We start from the raw sequence: 18,102 nt of genomic DNA, 5'->3' as shown, positions 1-18,102 counted from the left end.
CCGAGCACGGGCTCGGCTCTACAGTCAGAGCTTCAGCATCATCCGCAGCAGGTACATCAGCAGCGGCAGCGCACTCAGCACTGCACCGCCGATGCCGATCCATGGCCAGCGCTCACCGCGCACGCGCGAGGCTACGGCCAGGCCGCCACCCACCAGCGCCGCACCCAGCACGCCCACGCCCAGCCCTGCGGCCATGCCATTGCCACCCGCAGCGACCGCCGCCTGTGCCGCCACGGTGCCTGCCCCCCACCCCACTGCAATGCCCAGCCAACTGGCCACGCCGCACCACGGTGCCTTGCCCTGCGCCATCCGAAAACCCCTGTGTCCTTGCCGAATTTCTGTACGGGCCACGCCCGCATGCCGCCTACACTAGCCGCACCTGCCCTGTAGGGACATCCCATGCGCACGCTCCGCCTGCTGCTGCCCGGTGCCCTCCTCCTGCTCACCGCCTGCAGTGGTGACGCCGGGCTTCCTTTCAGCGCCGACCCGTTGCAGGGCTGCTTCGCCACCGGCGCGCGCAAGCCGGCCGCCTTCCGCATCGACAAGGAAGGCGGCCAGTACTTCGTCTCCTTCAGCCGCGGCGACCAGTGGCAGCGCGAGCCCAATGCGCTGCACAAGGCCACCCGCAGCGAGATCAGCCGCTACTTCCGCGATGACGCCGAGCAGATCGACAGCGCGTTGATCCGCATGGCCGGTGGCTTCGGCATCTTCCACTTCAACAAGGGCGCGACGCTGAAGGGCAAGGCCAGCGACAGCGACTACATGGCGTTGATGCTGATCGGGGCCGGGCCGGTGTATGCGGTGAAGTGCCCGTAATCCGCAACGATTCTGATAGCTGCCTGGAGCGGAGTGGGAACATCCTGTCTTCTTTGAGGATCGATGCGGATGCTGCTGTTCCTGCTGCTTGCGGTGAGCGCCCTGAAGACCCAGGGTGCCTATGACGAAGTCCGGGAACTGCCCGATGGCCAGATCCTGATAATGCGCACTCTGGATTGGGACCTCGGCGATGGCACGAAAGAGCGCGTCACCGTGCACTGGCTGCTGCAGGAGGACGGCCGCATGCGCTACGACTTCGATCGGCAGCCACCGCAAACCCAGGAGGTCCATCGTCGATCGTGCGCGCGGCAGGGCATGCAACCTTCACGCGGGATCGGCATGATTGCCGGAGAAGGGGCCACGCACGGCTATAGCTGTACCAGCGGTAGCGTCGGGCCCACGCTCGACGCCTCGCCACCTGCATCCACGCATGGCGTGGATCTACTTTGACATCGGCTTGGCTCTACAACAGCTGCGGTACCATGCCCTCCCCCGAACCGCCCCGGTACCCACCGTGCCCCATTACACCGGCCCCCTGCTGACCCGCGACAGCGCCGACACCCTGCGCCGTGCCCATGACAAGGGCGCCGCCGACTGGCAGGGCTCGCTCGACCTCGGCCGCAGCCAGGACAGCGTGGCGCTGGATGCGGACAGCTTCCACTTCCGGGGCCAGCCCTACCCGTGGCCGGGCAAGCTGAAGGACCGCACGCTGTACTACTGGGATGGCGAGGAATTCGCGCCGATCTCGCGCTACAGCGGCTCGCTGATCAAGCTGGTGCCGACCGAATGGGGCGCACCGACCTTCGAGATCGACGGCATCAAGATGCTGCCGACCTCCAAGCTGTCGCCGTTCGAGGATGCGCGCCGCAAGGTGGAGCTGGTCGCCCCGGCCGGCAAGGTCATCCTCGATACCTGCGGTGGCCTCGGTTACTTCGCCGCCTGCGCGCTGGAGGCCGGTGTCGGCCAGATCCGTTCGTTCGAGAAGAACGCCGATGTGATGTGGCTGCGCACGCTCAACCCGTGGTCGCCGGATCCAGACTCTGCTGCCGCCGGTGGCCGCCTGCAGTTCAGCCACGGTGACGTCTCGCAGCAGATCGAACAGGTGGCCAGCAACAGTGTCGACGCGATCCTGCACGACCCGCCGCGCTTTGGCATCGCCGGCGAGCTGTACTCCCAGGTGTTCTATGACCACCTCGCCCGCGTCATCCGCAAGGGCGGTCGCCTGTTCCATTACACCGGCGCGCCGAACAAGCTGACCAGCGGCCGCGACGTGCCGCGTGAAGTGGCCAAGCGCCTGGAAAAGGCCGGTTTCAAGGCCGAACTGGCGCTGGACGGCGTGCTGGCCGTCAAGCGCTGAGCCTCACTCCGAGTCGACCTTGGCCAGCTTCATCACCCACGCCGGCACCTCGGGTTCGCCGGCGTAGAAGTCCTTCGGCTTGTTCTCCGCCATCGCCCAGCGATGCAGCCAGCTCGGGCCATAGCGGCCGTTGTAGCCTTCGGCACCCCGCGCATACGCCGGGTCACGCATCGCTTCGTCCAGTGAAATGAAGCGATAGCCGCGGCGCTTCGTGGCCGCCACCAGTTCGGCAAAGGTCGCCGCGTTGAGCTCATTGGCGTGCATCAGCCACACCTGCGGCAGCGCGTACCCCAGCAGCGCCTGCGACTGCTTCTCGTAGTAGTCCAGCTTGTTCAGCATGTACGGCACGTAGCCCTTGCGCAGCTGCGCCAGCGTCGCTTCGCGTGCAGGCGAATCCGCCTGCTCGTTCATCACGTTGGCATAGGCGAACGCCCACACCCATTCCCCGTTGTCCACCGTCACCGGCGCCACGCGGTAGCCATGCTGCTGGAAGAACGCATCCATCTGCATGCGCTCATCCGTAGTGCGCCCGGCGCGCAGGTAGGGGTGGCGCATCCACTGTGGCGCCTGTCCCTTCTCGGCCAGCAGCGGTCGCAGCACCGTCTCGCCGCGCAGGAAATCCTGTTGGAACGCCGCCACGCCCTTCGCATTCAGATCCATGTGCGAGTACGTGTGGTTGCCCAGCACATAGCCCGCATCGCGCCAGTCGCGCAGCATCTGCACCCGCGCCGGCTGCACCTGTCCATTCACCTCAAGCTTGTTCTCGTTGACGAAGCCCACCACCGGCACGCCGGCCTCGCGCAGCTGGGCCATCAATGCTTCGTGCCGGGCCTGCAGATCCGGCGGCACGATCTGGTCCAGCCGTGCCCATGGCAGATCATCGATGGTCACCGCGATACGACGGTCCACCTCGGCGGCGTGTACGGCCAGCGAACACAGCAACAACGGCAACGCACGCAGCAACAAGCGCATCGGGTCTTCCCTGGAGTGGCGAGGCGTCGACTGTAGCGCGATTGCCGCGCGCCGCCGAGCGTGCTCAGCCCTCCCGGGCCCACGCGATCGCGCGCCACAGGGCAACGCCGCCGGCCATCGCGGCCAACAACAGCACCGTCAACACCAGCGCCAGATCATCCGGATTGCGCAGCAGTGGCGCGTTCACGCGCGTCAGGATGTGGAACACCACGCGCTGCGCCTGCTCCAGCGGTACATCACCCTCCGACACCAGCTCCACCAGGCACGCCGTGGGTGACAGCCGCGCCACATTGCTCCACGCATTCTCGTACAGGTGCAGGACCCATCCGGCCAAAGCCAGTGCACCACCGTGCAGCACCATAAGCGCCACGTTCGCCGTGCGCAGCCGATCGCGCAGCCACAGCGCACGGCTTGCGCACACCGCCATGGCCCCCAGCAACGCCAGCACCACGCCTGCCCATGGAATCCAGCCCAGGGGTTGCCAGTCATCCAGTGCGCCCGCACGCGCCATCACCTGTTCGGCAACCTTCAATCGCGCGTGCGCGTCCGGGCCGCCACAGGCCACCGTCACCGGCTCCAGCAACAGCTCCACACGGTAATGGAAGAAGCCGGCAGCCAGTACCACAGACAGCAGCGCGACCCACTGCAGCATCAACAGGATCGGCCCCTGCCCACAGATGCGGCGGATTTGGGAGGTGGCGGCGCTCATCGGTTCATCCATGACAGCAAAGAGCCATCCTAACCAAGCGCTTCGCACGTGTCGGCTGGCGGATGCGACACACACCATGCAGCGCCGTTACGATGGCACGGCTGTTTGAATGCGAATTTTCCTTGGTGTTCCCGATGGTGATGCTGTACCTGATCGTACGAACGCTGCTGCCCCTGCTGGCATTCGTGCTCGCGTGGTGGCTGCTCGCGCGCCTGATCGACGCGCGCGTCGCCCGGCTGCCACGCGTCCCGTTGCACCTGCCAGCGAACAGCAGCAGCCCGCGCAGGAAGGATCGGCGCATCTACGCGCGCAAGCTGCGGCGCAAGCCGCGGCTGCGCACGGCGACCCGCGCCGCCGCCGCGCCGCGCAGTTGGCGCCTCGCCGCAGCTGTCCTGTCGCTAGGCGTGCTGGCCGCCACTGTGGTCGCCACCCCCGATGGCGCACGCTTCCAGGTGATGGTGGGCAATGTCATGGGCTACCCGGGAACGATCATCGAGGTGCGGGTTCCCGCAGCAGCACAGCCTGTCGTGCTGCAGGCATGGCGCCCCGTACTGGCACACCTGGGAAGGCCCGTAGCGATGCGCTATCCGATCGCTCGCACCGGCGGCGAGCATGAAGCCCATGCGGTCGTACCCGTGCAGGTACGGCTGCAGGGTGATCGCCTGCAGGTGGCCATCGCGCGACCGGTAGATGCTGAAATGCTGCGCGCAGAATTGGCACGGCTGGCCGGGTTGCCAATCGAGGCCATTGACGTACAGCAACGCGACGTTGCGCCGTGGAGGGAGTCGGGCTGGCGGCCACTGCCCGGCCCTTAGAGGAGAGCCCATGCTCCGCTGCCCTTTGCCCCTTCCCCGGATGGCACGCGCTGCGCGCGCCAGCCGAGCATCGGCTCGGCTCTACATCAAGCCCACACCCAGGTTGTGAATCACGACCCACGCGGCAGCTTCGCCGCCCACATGTTGTCCACCAGGTTCGGATACCGCCGCCCGTTCTCCTCGGCACGTTGCCGTGCCGCCGCCTTCTGCGCATCCGACAGCGGTTGCGACGTCTGCCCTTTGGGCCTGGGCTTTTTCCACGGGGGTGTCTTTGGCTCGCGCATCGCCGCAGCTTACCGCTTCAGGAAGTTCAGCAGCGCCAGATTGAAGCGGTCGGCGTGGCTGGTGTTGCAGCCGTGCGGCGCCCCCTCCAGGATCACCACTTCGCTGCCCTTGATGGCCTTGTGGGTACGCTGGCCAGAGCCCTCGAACGGCACGATGGCGTCACTGTCGCCGTGCAGGATCAAGGTCGGCACCGTGATCTTCTTCAGGTCATCCCGGAAATCGGTCGTGGCGAACGCCTTCATGCAGCCCAGCGCCGCCGCCTGGTCGGATTGATGGCACAGCGCGATCGCCGCCTGGCGCGTCTCCTCGGTGACCATCAGCTGGCCGTTGGCGCTGAAGAAGTCGCGGGTGAAGCCATCGAAGAACGCTTCGCGGTCCTTCTCCAATCCGCTGCGCATTTCATCGGCCTTGGCCTGGGTCAGTGGACCTTCCGGATTGTCGTCACTGCGCAGCAGGAACGGCGGCACGGCCGCAGCGAACACCACACTGTGCAGTCGATTCTGGCCATGGTTGGCCACGTAGCGCGCCACCTCGCCGCCGCCCATCGAGAAACCGACCAGGGTGACGTCGCGCAGGTCATGCTCCTCGATCAGCCCCGCCAGGTCCGCCGCCAGCGTGTCGTAGTCATAACCTTCGGCCGGCTTGTCAGAGCGGCCAAAGCCACGCCGGTCGTAGCTGATCACCCGATACTGGGCGTCGCGCAGGATCGCCACCTGCGTCTTCCAGGCATCGGCGGACAGCGGCCAGCCGTGGATCAGGATGACCGGGCGGCCATCGCCACCCGTGTCTTCAACGTGCAGGCGGATGCGGGAAGCAGGCATGGGCGCTCCTGTGGAAGGGAAGGATTTCAGGCTAGTGGTCGTCACCTGTGGCGGCTGTGAGGGAATCCCGGTCGCTCATGACATCCCCTGCACAGGCAACGGCCTCTAGGCTGGAACCGGGCCGCCAATATGGGCATTCATTCCGTGGCAGGGCCGTTTCGTCGGAAGCCGGCTGCAGTGGCCCAAACGCCATGCGAGCCTGCGTGAACCCTCCCTGGAGCCTCGCCATGCTGCTGCCCACCCTGCCCCTGCTGGCCGCCGGCCTCGTTGTCGCGCCAGCGCCCGCCGACACCCTGCGCGTGCAGATCCGCCAGGCCGATACCCAGCTGTTCGCTGCGGCCTTCGAGGCCTGCGATGCCGACAAGGCCGCGGCGATGACGACCGACGACATGGAGTTCTTCCATGACAAGGATGGCAAGTCGGCCAGCAGCCGCGAGGATTTCCGCCACAGCGTGGCCAACCTGTGCAGCAGCGCGCGCGAGGGTGGCTGGCAGCTGCGCCGCGAGCTCGTGGAATCTTCGCTGCAGGTGTTTCCGCTGCACGATGAGCGGGCGCTCGAAATCGGCGACCACCGCTTTTACGAGCGCGGCAAGGACGGCGTGGAACGCTGGACCGGCCAGGCCCGCTTCATCCAGGTCTGGCGCCGCGTGGACGGGCACTGGCTGGCCGAACGGGTGATCAGCTATGACCATCGGCCGGCGGACTGACCTTTCCGGCGCCCTTCACCGGCCGGATCTATACTGGCGGGGTTCACCCCGACCCACCGCTACCGTTCGATCGCCATGGCAGAGATCACCCCCAACCACCCCGACTACGGCCTCAACCAGCAGGTCCGCCAGGGCGTGGCCGCACTGGACGCCCAGCATGGACGTCCGTTCGACCAGACCAGCGAACGCCTGACCGCCAGCCTGACCGTGCTCGCCCGCGAACAGGGCCTGCAGCAGGTCGACCACGTGCTGGTCAGCAACGCCACGGCCCAGCACCCGGCCGGACACAACATCTTCGTGGTGCAGGGCGACCCGGCCAATCCGGCGCACCTGCGCGCGATGATGCCGACCGCAGTGGCGGCGCAGACGCCGGTGGAGCAGTCGATGCAGAAGTTGGGGTTGGGTGTGCAGCAGCAGGCCGTTGGAGTGGTGCCCGAACAGCAGGCCCGTGAGCAGGAGCAGCAGCAGAACCCGGCACACCGTCTGGGCTGAGCCGCCGCCACTGTTGTTGGCGGCCCAGCGCGTGGACGCCGGCTCGCCGTGGTACTTGCCACCTTAGACCATGCGCGGCCCGGACTGCTCCTGCACCTGGCGCTGCTGCAACGCGTCCTGCGTGCGCACCTGCGCAGACTGGGACAACTGCTCGGCGCGCTCGAACGATGTTTCCGACGGTGTCTGCGCGGCCACCGCCGTAGGCATGCCGGCGCGCAGCTGTGCCGGGTCGTTGCGCTCGCCCTGCACGATGAAGATGTTCTGCGCAGCGTCGGCCTGCGCAGTACGATCGCTCAACAGCACGTGGTCGACCCGGGTCAGTCCGTTTGACTTGGCCAGGGCGTACAGGCTGGCGCTGATGTTCTCGCTGGTGGCATCGAAGCTGCGGCCCCGCTCTGCATCAAGCCGGGCCACGCCCCGGTGGATCTGCGAGAGCAGCGGATCGTTACCGTGCCGGGCCAGACGATCACCGCTTCGTTCGCCCATGCCTTCAGCGTCACTCAGCATGTGTTGCTTGAAACTGCGCTCCGGCATGGGGTTGGTTTGCCGCTGATTGAGCTCGCTGTCCGGGTACGGCGGATCAATGCTGTCCACGCCATGGATGTTGCGCAGTGGCCTGAACGCATCCTTGCCTGCACCCTTGATATCAAGAGGAATGCGAACATCCGGAAGAAGCTGCCCGGCGGGACCTCCCAACGCGTTCACGTCGATGCTGCTTTTCCGCTGGATGCCTGCGTGGTTCAAGGCTTCCCAGGTGAAGTCCACGCAGTTGTTGCGCACGTCCTTGTATTGAAGATCGAAGCCGTACTTATCCGGGTGCGCACCGAACGCCTCAAGCTTTCTGTACTGTTGATCGCTGATCTCGAGCGTGCGGCTGTAATGCGGGTTCCTGTACTCGGCCGCATCGGTCTTCATGACCTCGCCCGGCCCGTTCATGCTTCCATGCTCGGTAGGCGCGAAGCCGAAACTCCGCGTGGTCTTGTCCGGCCCATGGAGCACGTAGAACATGTGCCCGGGCCCGGATGTCTGCGGAACCCCGTCCACAACTTTCTGTACACCTCTCTCGTCCACCAACGGCGTACCAGGTGCGGCAATGACGATTTCTACGGTGTAGCGCGGCTTATCCATAAGAAAAATCCTTCAGTTCCTTCCAGCAGTGGGATGACGTCTATTTTCCAGAGAGTGGGTCGGCATGAACCCGCAGCTGCGCCGGGTGATGCTGGAGCGCAGCGGTGGGCTGCACCGTGCGCACATCCAGGCGGTAGCGGGCACCCGTTTCCATCGGCAGCGTGACGATGCTCAACCTGTATCGACTGGCGTCCATCGATACCTGCTGCGCGTAGCGCCAGTCTGCCGACTCATGCCATTCGGGGAGCGGCTCACCCAGATTGCGCGCCCTTGCCTGATAGACATCAGACGTTGCAACGTCCTGCCAGGCACCTGCGACCCAGCGCTGCAGGGACAGCTGGAAGGGAACATGAACATTGTCCATGTCTGGCTCACTGTCGGGCCCGGGTCCATGTCGCTGCACCTCAAGATCCAGCACATAGGGACGACCCGGATAGAAGTTGCGGGCATTCGTCTCGAACTCGAACCGCACCGCTTGGCCGGACCCGGCCACGTCGATCGGCTTGACCAGATCCAGCGGCTCCGGCGCATCCGGTACGCGGCTGCTACAGGCGCCGAGTGCGCCCGCCAGCGTGAAGACCAGGCCGGCGCGCAGCCAGCGGTGGATACCCAGCATGATTCAGATCCTTTGGCTCCCTGCCATAGGCTTCAACCCTAGCGGGTGACCAACGGCGTCGCAACCAGGCGATTGATTACTTTCCAGCGGGTCGGGCGGCATGGATCCGAAAACGGGCCGAGTAGCCCTGCAGTGCCTCTGTCCTCTGCACCGTACGCACGTCCACACGGTAGCGGGAGTCAATCTCCACTGGCAGAGCAATCAGGCTCAGCGTGTACTGGCCGTCACTGCCCATGTGCGGCGACGTATACCGCCATTCGCTGGACGCATGCCATTCCGGAAGCGGCTCTCCCGCGTTGAGTGCCCCCGCCTGGTAGCTGTCGTAGGTGGGAACATCTTTCCAGGCATCAGCGCCCCATTGCTGCAGGGTTACCTCGAACGGGATCCTCATTGTGCCCACGTCAGGCTCGTCGGGCTTGCGCGCCTCTTGGCGCTGCAATTCCAGCTCCACGGCGTAGGTGCGATGTAGGATGTAATTTCGCGCGTTCATCTCGAACTCGAAACTCACCCCTTGACCTGGCTGATCCACGGCGATCGGCTTGGCCAGGTCCAGTGGCTCGGGTGGGACAGGATCACGGCCGGAGCAGGCGCCCAGCACAGCGCTCAACATGATCAACAGGCCGGCCCGCAACCGGCGGTGATTACCCAGCATGATTCAGATCCTTTGGCTCCCTGCCATGGGCTTCAACCCTAGCGGGTTGGCGCTGGGCACTGCAACCAGGCAAAGAAAAAGGCAGGGCCTGCACCCCGCCTTCTTCACGCGGAAAACCACCGGGCGTAGCCCGGCGTCTTCGCCTTACAGCTGGATGCGCGCCACGCTCTCGTCAGCGCCCTTGTCATCCTTATCGCCGTTCTTGATGCTCACGAACAGCACGTTGTTCTTCGCATCCAGCGCCAGGCTGTTCGGGTGGGTCGGCACGGTGTAGGTGGCCACCTTCTGGTAGCTGTCACTGTTGTAGGCGGTCACGGTACCGGCTTCGCGGTTGGTCACGTACAGGCGCTTGCGCGGTGCATCCAGCAGGATGCCCAGCGGGCCGGCATCGGTCGGGATGCTGGCCAGTTCCTTGCCGGTGCCGCGGTCGAGCACCAGCACGCGCTGGCCCGGGTGCTTGCTGACCAGGCCGCTGCTCTTGGCCTGATAGCCACGCAGGAATTCCGAGCCCTGATCGGTCACGAACAGGCGCTTGCCGGCCGGGTCCAGTGCGATGTTCATCGGCTGCTCGGCCGCGATCCTGTGCTGCGCCACCACCTTGTTCGAATCGGTGTCCACCACCACCAGCCCGGCCAGCAGGTTGCTGGTGTAGACGCGCTTGTTGGCCGCATCCAGCGCCAGGCCCGGTGCCTTGGCATTGCCCAGGCCATCAATGGTGTTGATCACCTTCAGCGTGGTGGTATCGATCACGAACAGCACGCTGCTCACGTCCGGCTGGCTGCTGTGGCCGGTCACGTACAGGCGGTTGGCCGCGCTGTCGACCACCAGCTCGCGCAGATCGTGGGTGTAGGCGGCCTTGCCGTCCTTGCCGGTCTTCTTCTCCATCAGCTGGATGGTGCCGACGGCCCTGTTCTGCGCGGTGTCGACCACGGTCACCGACAGGTCCACGGTGTTGCCCACGTACAGGCGGTCGTGGGCGTCATCCAGCACCACGCCGAACGCCTTGCGCTCCAGCGGGATGCGGTTTTCCACGGCCAGCGTGGCCGGGTTCAGGCGCAGCACCTGGGCCGGGCCGGCGTCATCGCCGAAACCGCCGGACGAGGCCACGAACACGGCGTTCTGCTTCGGGCTGTAGGCCAGCTCGTACAGGCCCTTGGCCACGGCCTGGCGCTGCACGGCGGTGGTGGCACTGGCGGCGGGCGCGTTGTCGGCGAACGCGGAGGGCACGCCGAGGCTGAGCGAAACGGCAACGGCCAGGGCGGCCGAGCGGAAGAGAGGAGTACGGAACATGCGAGCGTCCTTGAATGGGCACGGGAAGGTGTCCTGGCTCGCTGGGCCGTACTTCGACGGCCCGCCCCGCATCTGTCTGCGCGGGGTGGGCTGGCTGGGGTTGCGGGGGAATGGTAGCAGGTGGGGGGCGTGGCGTGCGCCGGCGCGCGTATGGCCAACGCTCGACCTCGATGCTGCGCCTGCCGCTATGCCATCCGTGGACCGTGGCTCTGCTGAAGCTGCTGCTCCTCCTGCAGGCGCTGCGCGTCTCGCTGCGGCTCGTTCTGCTGCAACTGCGCGACGCGATCGAACGAGGCCTCCACAGGTGCCTGCGCAGCCACCTCCGCCGGCATGCTGGCGCGCTGGTGTGCCGGGTCACTGCGGTCCCCCTGCACGATGAACAGCTGCGGTGCGGTATCACCGCGCTGCTCGCCCAGCACCACCTCGTCCACGCGCGAGAACTGCTGCTCCTTCGACAACGCGAGCAGGCTGGCACTGACATTGCCGTTGCGCGCCCCGAAAGCGCCGAGGTCGGCCACCTGCTGGTGGATCTGGTTGAGGCGGGCATGATCGTCGTGCGCCGGGTCTGCGGGCGTGCCGCTTGCCGCGAGGGTGCTGTTGCCGCGCCACTGCTCGCCGTTCTCGGTGAACATCCACTCGCGGAAGGTCTGCTTCGGCATCGGGTTCCACTGCACCTTGTCCAGTTCGCTGCCCTTCACCTGCTGCGGAATGGCGTTGACCGCGCGGATGTTGTCCAGGACCCTGGTAGCGCCCTCGTAGTTGGTGATCTCCCCGGCCAGCCCGACCGGGCGCAGCCCAGCGTGGTTCAGGGCACCCCATGCGAAATCGGTGCACGCGTTGGAGAAGAAGTCGTAGTTCATGTCGAAGCCGTGCTTCTTCGGGTCCGCGGAGAACTCGAGGATGCGGTCGTACTGCGCCTTGCTGATCTCGATCGTGCGCTCGAAGCGGGGCTTGTCGTAGACCCGCAGATCCGTGTCATCGACTTTGCCCAGCGAGGGATTCGCACGGTCGCTCCCCATCGTGAATCCCCTGCTCACGGGTACCGGGTCATTTGATCGCGCCAGCGAAAGAAACATGTGCCCGGCAAATGACGGATCCAACAATCTCTTCTGGCCCGCGTCGCCCACATCGACTCTCGGCGTGCCCGGTGCGGCGAGATGAATCGTGACCGTATAGCGCTCTGCTTCCTTGCTCATGTCTTACTTCCCTAGCGATTGATATCCAACAATAAGTTCGGCTTGGAGTCCTTCCAGCTGCGGGCGGTCCTCCATCAGGTCGACTGTCAACCGATACCGGCCCGGCTCCAGCCAACCGACCTGCGCGAACTGAAGCACCTGATACAGCATCTCATCCGAGTGCAAACCGGCCTCAATCAGTGCGTTGTCATCCAAGCTTGTATCAGCCAGATATCGCACAACCTCATCTTCTGGAATTCTCTGTGAGTCGCGCCCGTCAGGAGTGCTCTGCCATAGCTGTACAGGACCAAGTGCGCCGCCATCAATCCGCTCCAGGCGCAATCGCGTGGGTGGCTTTCCCAGCCTGATCTTCTCCCACGCGTCCAGCAACGAGCGCCCATCGGTATCCTGCAGCCGCAACCCGATGTTCAGGATCGGAATGGCCGGCTTCTGGGGCGCCGGCAAATCAAACGTGACCTCGGCAATCCGGCCGGCCTTCTGCAACTGCACGGCCCGCGTGAGCGGCACAACCGTGCGCGCCTCGGCCTGAGCGCGCGTCAGCAGGGGCGGCGCAACCTCTGGCGCTGGTGACGCACGGCATGCCGCCAGCGCGGCCAGCACCGCCAGTACCACCAGCCCCCGCCGAACTGGACGCGTCATTGCTCCTTCAACCGCAGCGAATCGGCCACATCGGTCTTGGCCGCCACCTCGGTGGCGATGCTGGCGCGGCGGTGCCCCGGATCGTTGCGGTCGCCCTGCACGATGAAGATGCTCTCGGCGGCATGGCTGTTCTGGGTCGGCTGGCTGAGCAGCACATGGTCCACGCGCGAGAGATTGTTCTGCTTGGCCAGCACCAGCAGGCTGGCGCTGATGCGCTGGCTGGCCGCATCGAACGGGCGGCCGTGCGCCGCGTCCAGCTCGGCCACTTTCTGGATCAGCTGCGAGAACAGGCGATGGTCCGGATGCGAAGGGTCCAACAGCGTGCCGGCCACTTCAATCGGCGTCGGCGGCGGCTCATCGCTGGCGCGGTCGCCCTGGCGATGATGCTCGGCCTCGCGCTCGGGCATCGCGTGGTGGGTTTCGGCATTCAGGTCGCTGCCCGGGAACGGCGCCGCAATGCACTGGATCTCCGGCAGGTTGAACAGCACCGCGAACTCGCCCAGGTTGCTGCTGCCATCCAGCGGCGCCGGCAGCGGATGCAGCCCGGCGTAGTGCAGGGCCGCCCAAACGAAGTCGCTGCAGCGGTTGATGGTGGCCGGGCGATCCACATCGAATTCGAACTCGGCGGGTTCCTCGGCGAAATCACGCAGGCAGCCGTAGTGCTCCTCGGTGATTTCCAGGGTGCGGCTGTAGTACGGGTCCAGATGCTCGTCGGCATCGTCGTGGCGCACCTGTGCGTACTGCACGCCGGTGCGGGTTTCGCCTGGTGCCAGGTGCGGTGGTGCGAAGCCATAGCTGTGCGTCTCGTCGCCCGCAGCGACCTGCAGGTACATATGGCCCCGCGGCGAGATGCCCCCACTTTTCAGCGGGGTGCCGGGCGCGGCCAGATAAAGGGTTACGGTGTAGCGTGTTGCCTGCTCCATGCCTGTTCAGCCTTGATAGGTACTGCGGTCCTGGCTGGATGATGGCATAGGTGGGATGGGCGGCAGGTGGAGGTGGCCTAAGTGACGGGATCAGCTTGCTGAATGTGTGAACGACGCAACAATACGGAAGAATTGGGATTGGGTCGCATAGAGCAGCTACATCGAGGGTCGTATAGTCCACTCAGGGATGCAATGGAATCTCCGGAGCCCATCGCTCGAGACCAGTAATCATTGAAGGATCAATCATGCCGCTAGCATTCGAGCGTCAACCTGGCTCTGCAGTCGATCGTCAACGTGGCGTTACCATCACCGCGCCACGGGTCCTGCCTGCGAGCCCCCCAGAAGATCCGAGCCATACGGAGTATCAGTATCTGCTCTATCTCAATGGCCAGAGGGTCGATGGACTCGGGCTATTTGGGACCGAGCAGTTGATTGAAACTCAGAATGGCCCCGAACGCGTTTTCACTCTCGACCTTGGCCGCGACTGGGTCCTGAAGTCCATCCTTGGCTTCAAGCGGAAGTTGAACAACTCAGATGACGACCTCGCCTTCCTGCACTCCCTCTCGCGGGGTTTGGTGCTGGCGAACATGGATCACAGCAGCACGAGATATGCCGTGCGATACGTGGCCGTCACAACAAATGAGGCACTTGCCCGCAACGGTATCGTCACGAAGGACTTGCCCCCCCCCCATGGCGATGTGCGCGTTGTTCTAGCCGACGCGTTCAATCCAGTTCGTGCGGAATGAGGAAGTCGTCATGTCCAAATTTGTATTTGACGACTTCGCCCTCGCTACCTTAGGCGGTGCCAAGAACACTTCCGATGGCAGCCCACTATCGGCACAGCAGAAGCAGGAGATCATTGCGTATCTGAAATCCTCCGAATCCGGGCCGGACGGAGTTACGAGCTACGCTGAGTACATCAGATCAAGGATGCAGACGTTTCCTCCTGAGCTGAATCCTGGGGTGGACTATCTTGGCTTTTCCGCAACTGATCGCAACGGCGTGTCCAACTTCGAGAACGCCGTCAATTATGCGAAGGACATCAATTCGGGGGCCGGTATCATTGGCGATACGCCGTGGGGAACCTTCATCGAGGAGGTCAGAACGGCACCCCTGAAACACCCTGATTTCCAGATCATGGAGCGAGGGCTGGAACGCTTCATGAACGCTCAAGGCACAGAGCCTTGGAGTGGAAATTACAGGGCTGCTCTGCAGGACATGATGTGGAATGCGGGCAGTCCCAAGTTCTTCGAGAACGCCATCGCCACAGGCAAGCCCTTGGTGGCATTTGTCGAGAATGCCCAGCCCGGGCGTGGTTTTGACAAATTTGAACTAGGCACCGCCCTCGACCACCCCACCGTCCGCATCAACGGCTACCCCATAAGCGCCTTCGGCCCAGAACCGCTGGCCTTCGCAAGCCAGTCCGCCGCCGAGTACCAGGCGCTTGAGCGCAGCCTCGCGCAGCATGCCACCACCAACAGCGCGCATCCCGTCGACGTCGCGCAGGTGCGCCTGCATCTCAAGCCCATCGACGGCTATGACGCCGTCAGCAAGACGCTCTTCGAACGACCGCTGCACGATTACAGCACGTTGAACCTGAGCGAGATGTCGACCACGCGCGCGAACTGGGTCGCCGCGCATGCAAGCCTGGGCACAGGACCGCGCCTGTTCGCTGACCTTCCCGAACCACCATCGCACGCGCCCCTGCAGCCAGGAGCTCCACGCGGCCCTCCCCATGCGGCGACGGTTTCCGAAGCAGTGGCCGACGTTGCACCGCATGGCATGCACGCCGGAATCAACCCCGCCATCAAGGTTGCCGGCGTTGCGGGCGTCGCACTGCTTGCGCACGACTTCGCCACCTCCGGGCACAAGTGGATTGAGCTCAACTCGCAAGGCAATGCCGCAGGCGCAGATTCCACCGCTGCACACTTCGTCGGCCGCAACGTCGGTGGCGCACTGGGCGGCTTTCTTGGCGGCGCCGGTGTCGGCCTCGCTTCGGGCTCGTGGACGGGACCCGGCGCCATTGCGACGGGTATCGGTGGCGGCGTCCTGGGTGCGTACCTCGGCGAACGCTGGGCCGAGCAGAAAGACATCGAACGCGTCTACTCCCAGGTTGACCCGATGGGGCGCACCTGGACACGCGACCCGGCCGACCCCAATGGGCGATGGCTGCGAGCCGGTGAACAGCAGCAGGTCCAGAGCAGCGACCTGGGCACCGGCGTCGAAGTCCGCCCGGTGCAGACGGCACAGGGTGACGACGTCACCTTCCGCACCAGCTACGTTGCCACCGGCACATTGGAGCGCCAGTTGAACTGGCAGGCGGCTCGGGCCTCTTATGAGTTGGGTCTGTCGAATCCGCCACCACCACAGAATCCCTACCGGCTGAACGCCAATGGCTTGGCCGAGCCGGCACGAGGCGCCTTCGAGACCGATCGCGCCTTTGTACGCGATGCCAGCTCAGGGCAATGGGAGCTGGAAATCAAGGAAATGGTGGATGGGCGGGTGCCCAACAGCCGCCACCTGCCGGTTTCTGCAGAGCAGGCACAGGCGCTGGATGAACAGTCACGCACGGTCATCGCCCAGAACGCATCAAACACCAAAGCCGCGATGGCTGCGCGCTACATGGTTGCCCACGAGCAGGGGCGATGGAGCGACTTCGGCGACGCGAACAATCCATCCGTTCCCCATGCCGTTCAGGACGCGCAGGCCAGTGCCGACACGTTGAAGGCGAGTGATGGCAATGCCTATACACGGCAGGCGGACGGCCAATGGGTCAGCAAGGGCGTGATCTTTGACAACACCGCCAACCGGAACCTGAGCGACGAGCTGGAGATCACCTGGCAAAGCCAGAATGACGGTATCGCCGGGCTGCACGACATCGCCAGGCAGCTCAAGGACACCGCGCAGATTGCACCCGAAGGTATTCGCGGCCAGGTGGATGCGCTCTACGCGCGCCATGGCATCGAGCGCACCGAGCAGCAGCTTGCAGCTACGGCCGTCGCGGTGGAGAAGACGCTGAACTTGCAAGGCAGAACAGGCGACGTGGTTCTGGAACTGATGCCAGACCCCCGTACCCACGCGCCCAGCGCAGAAAGTGCCATCGCCACGTTCGGTGACGCGGGCGGAAACCGGATGGTGCTCACCGGCACCACCACCATTGAAGACATTGAGCGTGCTCAATCGCAGCTTCAGCCCAAAACATCACTGGCTGCACAAGACGCTGCCCCTGCAGATCAGGCAACAACGCCCGACATACCCGAGCTGCGTATTACTGCGTTGACCGCCAACGAGCAGGACGCACACCGACAGGCGCTGCAGGAGGCCAACCGCCAAGGCAGCGCGGCGGTGGATGCGCAGCATGCAACGTTTGCGGCCGTGCTGGAGGCGCGAGGGTTGCAGGTCGACCCGGTTGAGACACTGAAGGTCGACAATGACCTGCAGCGAGGTACAGCACCCAGCACTGCCGTTGCACCCGCTCGCGAGCCCGCTCCGGCGCCCACTCCTGTCATCGCGGCGCCCTCCGTTAAGATTGTTGAGCCAGAGCAGACGCGTCCCTCGCGTGAGAGTGGGCAGCGAGTCGAGAGTCGCTCTGAACGGCAAGCCGATTCGGCGCAGCGCGCAGAGGATGCCGCCCAGCAAGACACTCGGAAGGACGAATCAGTATCGACCTCGCCGACGGTGAATCCTCACAGTGCTTCGCAGCAAGGACCGAATGTAGAGCACGCGCGACCGACCCAGAATGCCTCGCGGGCAGATGCTGCGACCATTGCGGCCTCAACCCAGCCAGTTCAGATGCAAGAGCCCAAGATTGAGCCCCCCGTGCATCTCGGCAGTGTTGAGCCACAGCAACTTACCGGCCCATTGCCTGCGCAGCCCACCGCCGCTGCGAATCAAGGCGAAGCGGAGAAGCCGCTGCCGCGTTCCAATGAGAGCGAGCACGCACCAAGTGGTGCGCAGGAAGTCCTGTTGGATCTCCCAGCCTCACCACCACTGCCCCGGGACAGTTCGGAGCAGGAAGCCGCAGGCCCCAGAGCCGCTGAGGTTGGCGGAGACGCTCCCCATCAGGCAGCGCCCCATTCTTCGCGCTCAAGCGAGGATCGCGACCTCGTCGAACATGTAAAGCCCGAGCTCGCCACTCTGGCAGAACGCAATCCAATGCAGCCCAGCCATCCCGATCACGCGCTCTATCTGCAGATCCGCGAGGGCGTGGAGGAGCTGGACGCCAAGCATGGCCGCAGTTTCGATGAGGCAAGCGAGAGAATGACCGCAAGCCTGCTGGTACTGGCAAAGGACAATGATCTATCCCGCGTTGATCATGTGCTCGTAAGCAACGCCACCGCAACCCATCCCGCCGGCCATACCCTTTTCGTGGTGCAGGGCGAAGCGAGCGACCCCGCCCATCTGCGCGCCTCCATGCCCACTGCGGAGGCCGCGCAGACGCCGGTGGAGGAATCACTGCTGCAGTTCGATTCGGTCAGCAGGGAGGCGCAGCAGCGCGCATTGGCCAATCAGCAGGAGCAGCTATTGCAGGATGAGCGAGCGCAGCAGGATATCCAGATACGTGCGGCAAGCATGGGATGAGAGCGACGTTCGGATTGCACTGCGACTCCTTAGTCGTTCCGATCATTCAAGGGAATCGCCCATGAGCAGAGCACCGGCTTGCCGGCTTGCCTACTTCGCCCTG

The 18,102-nt window shown here is 64.8% G+C and carries 19 protein-coding genes; 8 read left to right on the top strand and 11 right to left on the bottom strand.

Annotation, left to right across the window (positions count from 1 at the left end; genetic code table 11):
- Positions 1-24 precede the first annotated feature (24 nt).
- Positions 25-309, bottom strand: a complete 285-nt coding sequence (locus AC2A1N_RS01690; RefSeq protein ID WP_005415073.1) for a hypothetical protein — start codon at positions 307-309, stop codon at positions 25-27.
- A gap of 90 nt (positions 310-399) precedes the next feature.
- Here AC2A1N_RS01690 and AC2A1N_RS01685 point away from each other — a divergent pair, with 90 nt between their 5' ends.
- The 3 genes from AC2A1N_RS01685 (at position 400) to AC2A1N_RS01675 (ending at position 2,173) form a co-directional block, all read left to right on the top strand.
- Positions 400-816, top strand: a complete 417-nt coding sequence (locus tag AC2A1N_RS01685) for a hypothetical protein (protein WP_242889715.1) — start codon at positions 400-402, stop codon at positions 814-816.
- Between the two features lie 69 nt (positions 817-885).
- Positions 886-1,266, top strand: coding sequence for a hypothetical protein (locus AC2A1N_RS01680; protein WP_242889717.1), 381 nt, complete (start codon positions 886-888; stop codon positions 1,264-1,266).
- A complete protein-coding gene (locus AC2A1N_RS01675) occupies positions 1,247-2,173 on the top strand; it encodes a class I SAM-dependent methyltransferase (RefSeq protein WP_278252361.1) in 927 nt (308 codons plus the stop codon). Before AC2A1N_RS01680 ends, AC2A1N_RS01675 begins: the two co-directional genes overlap by 20 nt.
- A gap of 3 nt (positions 2,174-2,176) precedes the next feature.
- Here the strand turns inward: AC2A1N_RS01675 and AC2A1N_RS01670 are convergent, their stop codons facing one another.
- Both AC2A1N_RS01670 and AC2A1N_RS01665 read right to left on the bottom strand, forming a co-directional pair.
- Positions 2,177-3,145, bottom strand: a complete 969-nt coding sequence (locus AC2A1N_RS01670) for a polysaccharide deacetylase family protein (RefSeq protein ID WP_242889722.1) — start codon at positions 3,143-3,145, stop codon at positions 2,177-2,179.
- A gap of 64 nt (positions 3,146-3,209) precedes the next feature.
- Positions 3,210-3,854: a hypothetical protein gene (locus AC2A1N_RS01665; protein ID WP_242889724.1), complete on the bottom strand. Its 645-nt coding sequence runs from the start codon at positions 3,852-3,854 to the stop codon at positions 3,210-3,212.
- A 134-nt stretch (positions 3,855-3,988) separates the two neighbouring features.
- Between AC2A1N_RS01665 and AC2A1N_RS01660 the strand changes: the two genes are divergently transcribed.
- Positions 3,989-4,669 carry a hypothetical protein gene (locus AC2A1N_RS01660; protein ID WP_242889858.1) on the top strand — a complete coding sequence of 227 codons (681 nt, stop codon included), beginning with the start codon at positions 3,989-3,991 and terminating at the stop codon, positions 4,667-4,669.
- 293 nt (positions 4,670-4,962) lie between these two features.
- On the opposite strand, the gene AC2A1N_RS01655 is transcribed toward AC2A1N_RS01660, so the two are convergent.
- Positions 4,963-5,775 (bottom strand): alpha/beta fold hydrolase, encoded by an 813-nt coding sequence (locus AC2A1N_RS01655; protein ID WP_242889732.1) that lies wholly within the window; start codon positions 5,773-5,775, stop codon positions 4,963-4,965.
- A 227-nt stretch (positions 5,776-6,002) separates the two neighbouring features.
- Here AC2A1N_RS01655 and AC2A1N_RS01650 point away from each other — a divergent pair, with 227 nt between their 5' ends.
- Both AC2A1N_RS01650 and AC2A1N_RS01645 read left to right on the top strand, forming a co-directional pair.
- Positions 6,003-6,482 carry a nuclear transport factor 2 family protein gene (locus AC2A1N_RS01650; RefSeq protein ID WP_242889739.1) on the top strand — a complete coding sequence of 160 codons (480 nt, stop codon included), beginning with the start codon at positions 6,003-6,005 and terminating at the stop codon, positions 6,480-6,482.
- A gap of 75 nt (positions 6,483-6,557) precedes the next feature.
- Positions 6,558-6,974: an XVIPCD domain-containing protein gene (locus AC2A1N_RS01645; protein WP_154350147.1), complete on the top strand. Its 417-nt coding sequence runs from the start codon at positions 6,558-6,560 to the stop codon at positions 6,972-6,974.
- A 63-nt stretch (positions 6,975-7,037) separates the two neighbouring features.
- On the opposite strand, the gene AC2A1N_RS01640 is transcribed toward AC2A1N_RS01645, so the two are convergent.
- From AC2A1N_RS01640 to AC2A1N_RS01610, 7 genes are all read right to left on the bottom strand, one after another.
- Complete coding sequence (locus tag AC2A1N_RS01640) at positions 7,038-8,102, bottom strand: XVIPCD domain-containing protein (protein WP_242889741.1); 1,065 nt, start codon at positions 8,100-8,102, stop codon at positions 7,038-7,040.
- Positions 8,103-8,142: 40 nt separating this feature from the next.
- The gene (locus AC2A1N_RS01635; protein WP_134709790.1) at positions 8,143-8,718 is read right to left on the bottom strand and encodes a hypothetical protein; all 576 of its coding nucleotides are present in this window, start codon (positions 8,716-8,718) and stop codon (positions 8,143-8,145) included.
- A gap of 76 nt (positions 8,719-8,794) precedes the next feature.
- Entirely contained in the window at positions 8,795-9,370 is a 576-nt protein-coding gene (locus tag AC2A1N_RS01630; protein ID WP_484371338.1) for a hypothetical protein, read from the bottom strand.
- 144 nt (positions 9,371-9,514) lie between these two features.
- On the bottom strand, positions 9,515-10,660 hold the full coding sequence (locus AC2A1N_RS01625; protein WP_242889753.1) for a YncE family protein: 1,146 nt from the start codon (positions 10,658-10,660) through the stop codon (positions 9,515-9,517).
- 185 nt (positions 10,661-10,845) lie between these two features.
- Positions 10,846-11,679, bottom strand: coding sequence for an XVIPCD domain-containing protein (locus AC2A1N_RS01620; RefSeq protein WP_242889755.1), 834 nt, complete (start codon positions 11,677-11,679; stop codon positions 10,846-10,848).
- 180 nt (positions 11,680-11,859) lie between these two features.
- Positions 11,860-12,495 carry a hypothetical protein gene (locus tag AC2A1N_RS01615; RefSeq protein ID WP_242889757.1) on the bottom strand — a complete coding sequence of 212 codons (636 nt, stop codon included), beginning with the start codon at positions 12,493-12,495 and terminating at the stop codon, positions 11,860-11,862.
- A complete protein-coding gene (locus AC2A1N_RS01610) occupies positions 12,492-13,418 on the bottom strand; it encodes an XVIPCD domain-containing protein (protein ID WP_242889759.1) in 927 nt (308 codons plus the stop codon). Before AC2A1N_RS01610 ends, AC2A1N_RS01615 begins: the two co-directional genes overlap by 4 nt.
- A gap of 245 nt (positions 13,419-13,663) precedes the next feature.
- Between AC2A1N_RS01610 and AC2A1N_RS01605 the strand changes: the two genes are divergently transcribed.
- Both AC2A1N_RS01605 and AC2A1N_RS01600 read left to right on the top strand, forming a co-directional pair.
- Positions 13,664-14,164 carry a hypothetical protein gene (locus tag AC2A1N_RS01605; protein WP_134968234.1) on the top strand — a complete coding sequence of 167 codons (501 nt, stop codon included), beginning with the start codon at positions 13,664-13,666 and terminating at the stop codon, positions 14,162-14,164.
- Positions 14,165-14,174: 10 nt separating this feature from the next.
- Positions 14,175-17,999, top strand: coding sequence for an XVIPCD domain-containing protein (locus AC2A1N_RS01600; protein ID WP_242889761.1), 3,825 nt, complete (start codon positions 14,175-14,177; stop codon positions 17,997-17,999).
- Positions 18,000-18,102 lie beyond the last annotated feature (103 nt).

The sequence above is a fragment of the Stenotrophomonas maltophilia group sp. SKK55 genome (assembly GCF_057179845.1).
The sequence above is the reverse complement of the archived record's forward strand: the minus strand, read 5'-3'. Positions and strand labels throughout refer to the sequence as shown.